Here is a 7,546-nt window from a genome sequence, read left to right as displayed (position 1 = left end):
TGCGTCATATCATTCCACGGCCAGCCAGGTGCCTTATCGTGGCTGGCAAACACTGACGTATCGATAACCAGATTACCCTGGATATGATCGACGCCTTGCTTCTTCAGTGCCGTAACCATATTTCGCAGATCCTGGCGTGTTAGCGTCGGATCGCCGCCAAATCGCGCCACAAGGTCACCTTTTAGCGTACCATTGCTGACGGAACCTTTACTTTCCAGCTGGGTATGAAAACGGTAATCTGGGCCAAGCTGTAGCAAAGCCGCCAGAGCAGTAATGACTTTCATCGTACTGGCTGGCAGCGCCATCTGCTTGCTGTGGTAATCAATAGAGGGCGCAGGCGCACCGACTTTTTGCACCATCAGCGCCAGATTTGCGCCATCGGGCAGATACTGCATATAGTCTTCGACCGTGGCCGCGTTGGCATTCAGCATAAATGCGCAAGCTAAGCCGGTAACAATTCGTGAAAATCGCATAATCTCGCGTTTACTGGCAGGTGATGTTGCCATACTACGGTGCATCATGGTGGAAAGTAAACGATGACCCATAGGGAACTCTGGGGTAAAATACGTATCAAAATGCAAAACCACCAGGCCCTGGGTTCCCTCCGGGTCAGGTTTCTTTCGTTTGTAAATCAGTGGCAAGCGCCGCAGAACGCTTTTTCTGCGCTTACCTGTCAGGATGACAAAAATTTTGTACAGGATCAGTTGACGAGGTATTGAGATGAATCAGATTCCGATGACGTTAAGGGGCGCCGAGAGACTGCGCGAAGAGCTTGAAGAGCTGAAAACCGTTAAACGCCCCAGAATTATTGCCTCTATTGCGGACGCGCGCGAGCATGGCGACCTGAAAGAAAACGCAGAGTACCACGCCGCACGCGAAGAGCAGGGCTTCTGTGAAGGACGTATTCAGGAAATCGAAGCCAAGCTGTCTAACGCGCAGGTGATCGACGTCACTAAAATGAATGCGAACGGTCGCGTGATTTTCGGCGCTACTGTTACCGTGTTGAACGTAGACACGGACGAAGAGTCAACCTATCGTATCGTGGGCGATGACGAAGCGGACTTTAAACAAAACCTGATTTCTGTTAATTCGCCGATGGCGCGCGGTTTAATTGGCAAACAAGTGGATGATGTTGCCATCATCAAAACGCCGGGTGGCGACGTTGAGTATGAAATTCTGAAAATCGAGTATATCTGATTTACTCTTAAGCTATTTTTCAGACATAGTGTAAAGAAAAGAAAAAGGCCGCTTTGCGGCCTTTTCCTGACATCACGAGCGTGTCACTTTCTTCTACGGCTAGCTTTTAGCGGGGAAGGGCGATTTTACGTTCCTTCGTCGGACGGTACAGCACCAGCGTCTTGCCGATAACCTGCACGTTTGCGGCTTTGGTTTCGCGCACGATAGCTTCTACCACCAGGGTTTTTGTCTCACGGTCTTCCGTCGCGATTTTTACCTTGATGAGCTCATGGTGCTCCAGTGCCTGTTCGATTTCGGCCAGCACCCCTTCGGTCAGACCGTTGTTGCCTAACATCACGACAGGCTTCAGCGGATGGGCCAGTCCTTTCAGGTGCTGTTTTTGTTTGGTACTCAGATTCATCGTATTTTTTACTTACATTGGGATTGAAAACGGGTCATTCTACCGCCATCTCGGGTATATCACCAAATCGGCATGCTGATTTGTGCGGTTTATTTATCGCATACGTTGAATCATAGTTGGAAATTGTATGACTGGTAAAAAGCGTTCGGCCAGTTCCAGCCGCTGGCTACAGGAACACTTTAGCGATAAATATGTGCTGCAAGCGCAGAAAAAAGGGCTGCGTTCGCGTGCCTGGTTTAAACTTGATGAAATACAGCAGGGTGACAAGCTGTTTAAGCCGGGGATGACGGTTGTCGATCTCGGTGCGGCACCAGGCGGATGGTCACAGTATGTGGTCACGCAAATTGGCGCGAAAGGTCACGTTATTGCTTGTGATATCCTGCCAATGGATCCTATCGTTGGCGTCGATTTCCTTCAGGGCGATTTTCGTGATGAACTGGTGCTGAAAGCACTCATGGATCGCGTCGGCGATGCCAAAGTGCAGGTAGTCATGTCCGACATGGCTCCCAATATGACGGGAACGCCTGCGGTAGATATTCCAAGGTCAATGTATTTGGTTGAGCTTGCACTGGAGATGTGCCGGGACGTTCTGGCACCCGGTGGCAGTTTTCTAGTGAAAGTGTTTCAGGGAGATGGCTTTGAAGAATACCTCCGGGAAATTCGCTCCCTGTTTACGAAAGTAAAAATTCGTAAGCCGGACGCTTCACGCTCTCGTTCGCGTGAAGTGTACATTGTAGCGACAGGGCGCAAACTATAGTACCCTACGCTGTCTGTTAACACAGTTGTAATAAGAGGTTAATCCCTTGAGTGACATGGCGAAAAACCTGATTCTCTGGCTAGTCATCGCAGTCGTGCTGATGTCGGTCTTCCAGAGCTTTGGGCCCAGCGAGTCAAATGGCCGTAGGGTTGATTATTCAACCTTCCTGTCGGAAGTGAACCAGGATCAGGTCCGCGAGGCACGTATTAACGGGCGTGAAATCAACGTTGTCAAAAAAGACAGCAACAAATACACAACCTACATCCCCGTCAACGATCCTAAGTTGCTCGATAACCTGTTGACCAAAAATGTAAAAGTGGTTGGCGAACCGCCTGAAGAGCCGAGCCTGCTGGCTTCTATCTTCATTTCGTGGTTCCCAATGCTGCTATTGATCGGCGTTTGGATCTTCTTTATGCGTCAAATGCAGGGCGGCGGCGGTAAGGGCGCGATGTCCTTCGGCAAAAGCAAAGCCCGCATGTTGACGGAAGACCAGATCAAGACGACGTTCTCAGACGTAGCAGGCTGTGACGAAGCGAAAGAGGAAGTCGGCGAGCTGGTGGAATACCTGCGTGAGCCGAGCCGTTTCCAGAAGTTGGGCGGTAAAATTCCAAAAGGCGTGCTGATGGTCGGTCCTCCGGGTACCGGTAAAACCCTGCTGGCGAAAGCTATTGCGGGCGAAGCCAAAGTGCCTTTCTTTACTATCTCCGGTTCTGACTTCGTTGAAATGTTTGTCGGCGTGGGTGCATCCCGCGTGCGCGATATGTTTGAACAAGCCAAGAAAGCGGCACCCTGCATCATCTTTATCGATGAAATTGATGCGGTAGGCCGTCAGCGTGGCGCGGGTCTGGGCGGTGGTCATGATGAACGTGAGCAAACGCTGAACCAGATGCTGGTTGAGATGGATGGCTTTGAAGGCAATGAAGGCATTATCGTCATCGCCGCGACTAACCGTCCTGACGTACTTGACCCTGCGCTGCTGCGTCCGGGCCGTTTCGACCGTCAGGTTGTCGTCGGTCTGCCAGACGTGCGTGGTCGTGAGCAAATCCTGAAAGTGCACATGCGTCGCGTGCCGTTGGCTACCGATATTGATGCGCTGGTGATTGCTCGTGGTACGCCAGGCTTCTCCGGTGCCGATCTGGCAAACCTGGTCAACGAAGCTGCTCTGTTTGCCGCTCGCGGTAATAAGCGTGTAGTTTCAATGGTGGAGTTCGAGAAAGCGAAAGACAAAATCATGATGGGTGCGGAACGTCGCTCCATGGTGATGACGGAAGCGCAGAAAGAGTCCACGGCCTATCACGAAGCGGGCCATGCCATTATTGGTCGCCTGGTGCCGGAACACGATCCGGTGCACAAAGTGACGATTATTCCGCGTGGTCGTGCACTGGGCGTGACCTTCTTCCTGCCGGAAGGGGATGCGATCAGCGCCAGCCGTCAGAAGCTGGAAAGCCAGATCTCTACGCTTTACGGCGGCCGCCTGGCGGAAGAGATTATTTACGGTGTGGAACACGTTTCTACCGGTGCGTCTAACGATATTAAAGTAGCTACCTCCATTGCACGTAACATGGTTACGCAATGGGGCTTCTCTGAGAAGCTGGGTCCTCTGCTTTATGCGGAAGAAGAAGGTGAAGTGTTCCTGGGACGTTCTGTCGCAAAAGCGAAGCATATGTCCGATGAAACGGCACGTATTATCGATCAGGAAGTCAAAGCGCTGATCGAAGGGAATTACCAACGTGCCCGCCGTATTCTGAATGAGAACATGGACATTCTTCACTCGATGAAAGACGCGCTGATGAAGTATGAAACCATTGATGCTCCGCAGATCGACGATCTGATGGCTCGCCGCGAAGTGCGTCCGCCAGCCGGTTGGGAAGATCCAGGCAGCAACAGCTCAGACAACGGTACGCCTAAGGCGCCACGTCCGGTTGATGAACCGCGTACGCCGAACCCTGGTAATACCATGTAAGCGTGACCGAGCAACAACAAACCCCGGCGATGACCGGGGTTTTTTTTTATGATTATCTTACCAACCCGAAGGAGAACCGCCGCCATGAAGCTTTACGCCGGAGATTCCGTGCTCGACCTGACTCATCCTCACGTTATGGGCATCCTGAACGTGACGCCGGACTCTTTTTCGGATGGCGGCAAACATAACGACCTGATACAGGCGTTGACGCACGCGAACGGCATGATTAACGCAGGGGCGACCATTATTGATGTCGGTGGCGAATCTACCCGCCCGGGTGCGGATGACGTCAGCGTGGAGCAGGAGCTGGAACGGGTAATTCCGGTTGTGGAAGCTATCGCCCAGCGTTTTGAGGTATGGATTTCCGTTGATACGTCCAGTCCGGAAGTCATTCGGGAAGCGGCAAAAGCTGGCGCGCATATTATCAATGACGTTCGCTCCCTGCAGAAGCCTGGTGCCCTGGAAGCCGCAGTAGAGACAGGCTTGCCGGTCTGTCTGATGCACATGCAGGGCGATCCCAAAACGATGCAGCAATCGCCGCACTACCGTCATCTGCTGCAGGATGTAGAAGCCTTTTTCGTCGAGCAAATCGCTCGCTGCGAGGCCGCAGGCATTAAAAAAACACAGCTGCTGCTCGACCCGGGATTCGGTTTCGGTAAAAATCTCTCTCACAATTATCAACTGTTAGCGCACCTGGGCGATTTTCATCGTTTGGGATTGCCGTTACTGGTCGGCATGTCACGCAAAAGCATGATCGGGCAGCTGTTGAACGTAGGGCCAACGCAGCGTCTGACGGGCAGCCTGGCCTGCGCCGTTATCGCCGCTATGCAGGGAGCGCACATTTTGCGCGTTCACGATGTTAAAGAAACCGTTGAGGCGATGCGTGTCGTCGAGGCGACACTTTCAGCGAAGGAAAAGTAGCATGAGCAACCGTAAATATTTTGGTACAGATGGCATTCGTGGCAAGGTCGGTGAAACACCGATTACGCCAGACTTCGTGCTGAAACTGGGCTGGGCAGCAGGTAAAGTCCTGGCGCGTAACGGCTCAAAAAAAATTATTATCGGTAAAGACACCCGTATTTCTGGCTATATGCTGGAATCAGCGCTGGAAGCCGGTCTGGCAGCAGCGGGTCTGTCAGCCGCCTTTACTGGCCCCATGCCCACGCCGGCCATCGCTTACCTGACCCGCACCTTTCGGGCTGAGGCAGGCATTGTCATCTCTGCCTCGCATAATCCTTTTGACGATAACGGCATTAAATTCTTCTCAATCGACGGCACCAAGCTGCCGGATGAAGTTGAAGAAGCCATTGAAGCCGAAATGGAAAAGCCTGTCACCTGTGTGGGGTCCGCCGAGCTTGGACGGGCCAGCCGCATTGTGGACGCTGCAGGACGCTATATTGAGTTCTGCAAAGGCACCTTCCCCAGCGAGCTAAGCCTGAACGGCCTGAAAATCGTCGTGGACTGCGCTAACGGCGCTACCTACCACATTGCGCCGAACGTGCTGCGCGAACTGGGCGCGGAAGTCATTACGCTGGGCGTAAAACCGGACGGGATGAATATCAATAAGGAATGCGGTGCAACAGATCTTCGTCAGCTGCAGGCTTGCGTACTGGCAGAAAAAGCCGATATCGGGCTGGCTTATGATGGCGACGGCGACCGTATCATGATGGTTGATCACCTGGGCGAAAAAGTCGATGGCGATCAGATCCTCTACATCGTGGCTCGTGAAGGCTTACGTCAGGGCCAGCTGCGCGGCGGCGTGGTAGGCACGCTAATGAGTAATATGGGGCTGGAACTGGCGCTTAAACAGCTGGGTATCCCTTTCGTTCGCGCTAAAGTGGGCGACCGCTACGTGCTGGAAAAATTGCAGGAGAAAGGCTGGCGTCTGGGCGCTGAAAACTCCGGTCATGTGATCCTGTTGGACAAGACCACGACCGGCGACGGCATTGTGGCAGGTTTGCAGGTACTCACTGCTATGGTCCGTAATCATATGAGCCTGCACGACCTGTGCAGCGGTATGAAGCTGCTGCCGCAGATCCTGGTGAATGTGCGCTTTAGTGGTACAACCGATCCGCTGCAAGACGAAAAAGTGAAAACGGTCACGGCAGAAGCGGAAAAAGAGCTGAAAGGGCGGGGGCGTGTCCTGCTGCGTAAGTCAGGTACTGAACCGTTAATTCGTGTGATGGTAGAAGGCGAAGACGAAGCGCAGGTCACGGCGCTGGCGCACCGTATTGCCGATGCGGTTAAGGCTGTCTGACGTCGTAATCGACCTTGCCGGGTGAAATAATTTGCCCGGCAAAAAAGCGCGTAGCTGCGTGATAATTGACGATTTTTTCATCGCAAAAGCCGTTTTTGCCGCTTTTTTCTGCAATTAACGTTACCGCACTAAATTGCCCTTGCGCAATCTGGCCGGTTTGGTTAGTATTCACACCCGCTTCTGATGGGTAGCGACAACGCTATCTGCTCACTGGTTTTGAAGCTTAAAATGCGCGGATAAAGCGCAAGGAAACAGGTTGATTATGTACGAAGCTCTTTTGGTAGTTTTCCTTATTGTAGCGATCGGCCTTGTAGGTTTGATTATGCTGCAGCAAGGTAAAGGCGCTGATATGGGCGCATCGTTCGGCGCAGGTTCTTCAGCAACGCTGTTCGGCTCTAACTGTTCTGGTAACTTTATGACCCGTATGACCGCAGTGCTGGCGACTTTGTTCTTTGTAATCAGTCTGATTCTGGGTAACCTCAATAGCAACAAAACGCAGAAAGGAAGTGAGTGGGAAAATCTGTCTCAGCCTGCGCAGCAGCAGAGTCAGCCAGCTAAACCGGCCACGCCGGGCAGCGATATCCCACAGTAAGCAGTAAATTTCGACGCGACAGAAAAGAAAAAGTCGCAACTTTAGTGCCGTGGTGGTGGAATTGGTAGACACGCTACCTTGAGGTGGTAGTGCCCGCATGGGCTTACGGGTTCAAGTCCCGTCCTCGGTACCAAATCTCAGTTTTGCTTGCATTTTATGCAAGATCGGCGTAGTATTTGCCACGTTTTCGGACGCGGGGTGGAGCAGCCTGGTAGCTCGTCGGGCTCATAACCCGAAGGTCGTCGGTTCAAATCCGGCTCCCGCAACCATTTTCTTCGGAAAATGTCAGCAGTAAAAAAAGTCTGTCGTGATGGAAGCGCCAGCATCGGACGCGGGATGGAGCAGCCTGGTAGCTCGTCGGGCTCATAACCCGAAGGTCG

Annotated in this window: 9 protein-coding genes and 2 tRNA genes; 8 read left to right on the top strand and 3 right to left on the bottom strand. The window is 52.6% G+C overall.

From position 1 onward, the window contains the following. Positions 1 to 473: D-alanyl-D-alanine carboxypeptidase/D-alanyl-D-alanine-endopeptidase (gene dacB, locus RTK32_RS16100; protein ID WP_312045724.1), on the bottom strand; the 473-nt coding region annotated here is incomplete at its 3' end. A 247-nt stretch (positions 474 to 720) separates the two neighbouring features. On the opposite strand from dacB, the gene greA reads away from it, so the two are divergent. Next, complete coding sequence (gene greA / locus RTK32_RS16095; protein WP_312045722.1) at positions 721 to 1,197, top strand: transcription elongation factor GreA; 477 nt, start codon at positions 721 to 723, stop codon at positions 1,195 to 1,197. Between the two features lie 106 nt (positions 1,198 to 1,303). Here the strand turns inward: greA and yhbY are convergent, their stop codons facing one another. Further along, complete coding sequence (gene yhbY, locus RTK32_RS16090; protein WP_125287107.1) at positions 1,304 to 1,597, bottom strand: ribosome assembly RNA-binding protein YhbY; 294 nt, start codon at positions 1,595 to 1,597, stop codon at positions 1,304 to 1,306. A 127-nt stretch (positions 1,598 to 1,724) separates the two neighbouring features. Between yhbY and rlmE the strand changes: the two genes are divergently transcribed. From rlmE to glmM, 4 genes are all read left to right on the top strand, one after another. After that, the gene (rlmE, locus tag RTK32_RS16085; protein WP_312045720.1) at positions 1,725 to 2,354 is read left to right on the top strand and encodes a 23S rRNA (uridine(2552)-2'-O)-methyltransferase RlmE; all 630 of its coding nucleotides are present in this window, start codon (positions 1,725 to 1,727) and stop codon (positions 2,352 to 2,354) included. 55 nt (positions 2,355 to 2,409) lie between these two features. Then, positions 2,410 to 4,317: an ATP-dependent zinc metalloprotease FtsH gene (gene ftsH / locus RTK32_RS16080; protein ID WP_312045718.1), complete on the top strand. Its 1,908-nt coding sequence runs from the start codon at positions 2,410 to 2,412 to the stop codon at positions 4,315 to 4,317. 84 nt (positions 4,318 to 4,401) lie between these two features. Beyond that, positions 4,402 to 5,238, top strand: a complete 837-nt coding sequence (gene folP, locus RTK32_RS16075; RefSeq protein WP_312045716.1) for a dihydropteroate synthase — start codon at positions 4,402 to 4,404, stop codon at positions 5,236 to 5,238. A 1-nt stretch (position 5,239) separates the two neighbouring features. Next, entirely contained in the window at positions 5,240 to 6,574 is a 1,335-nt protein-coding gene (gene glmM / locus RTK32_RS16070) for a phosphoglucosamine mutase (RefSeq protein WP_312045714.1), read from the top strand. On the opposite strand, the gene RTK32_RS16065 is transcribed toward glmM, so the two are convergent. Then, on the bottom strand, positions 6,561 to 6,746 hold the full coding sequence (locus RTK32_RS16065; protein WP_312045712.1) for a hypothetical protein: 186 nt from the start codon (positions 6,744 to 6,746) through the stop codon (positions 6,561 to 6,563). The two genes, glmM and RTK32_RS16065, sit on opposite strands and share 14 nt — an antisense overlap. A gap of 90 nt (positions 6,747 to 6,836) precedes the next feature. On the opposite strand from RTK32_RS16065, the gene secG reads away from it, so the two are divergent. From secG to RTK32_RS16050, 3 genes are all read left to right on the top strand, one after another. Then, a complete protein-coding gene (secG, locus tag RTK32_RS16060; protein WP_312045710.1) occupies positions 6,837 to 7,166 on the top strand; it encodes a preprotein translocase subunit SecG in 330 nt (109 codons plus the stop codon). Between the two features lie 46 nt (positions 7,167 to 7,212). After that, a tRNA-Leu gene (locus RTK32_RS16055) sits at positions 7,213 to 7,299 on the top strand. A 59-nt stretch (positions 7,300 to 7,358) separates the two neighbouring features. After that, a tRNA-Met gene (locus RTK32_RS16050) sits at positions 7,359 to 7,435 on the top strand. The last annotated feature ends 111 nt before the right edge of the window (positions 7,436 to 7,546 follow it).

Source organism: Erwinia sp. (assembly GCF_031978025.1).
Lineage (GTDB): Bacteria > Pseudomonadota > Gammaproteobacteria > Enterobacterales > Enterobacteriaceae > Erwinia.
This window is presented reverse-complemented; position numbering and strand designations above follow the sequence as displayed.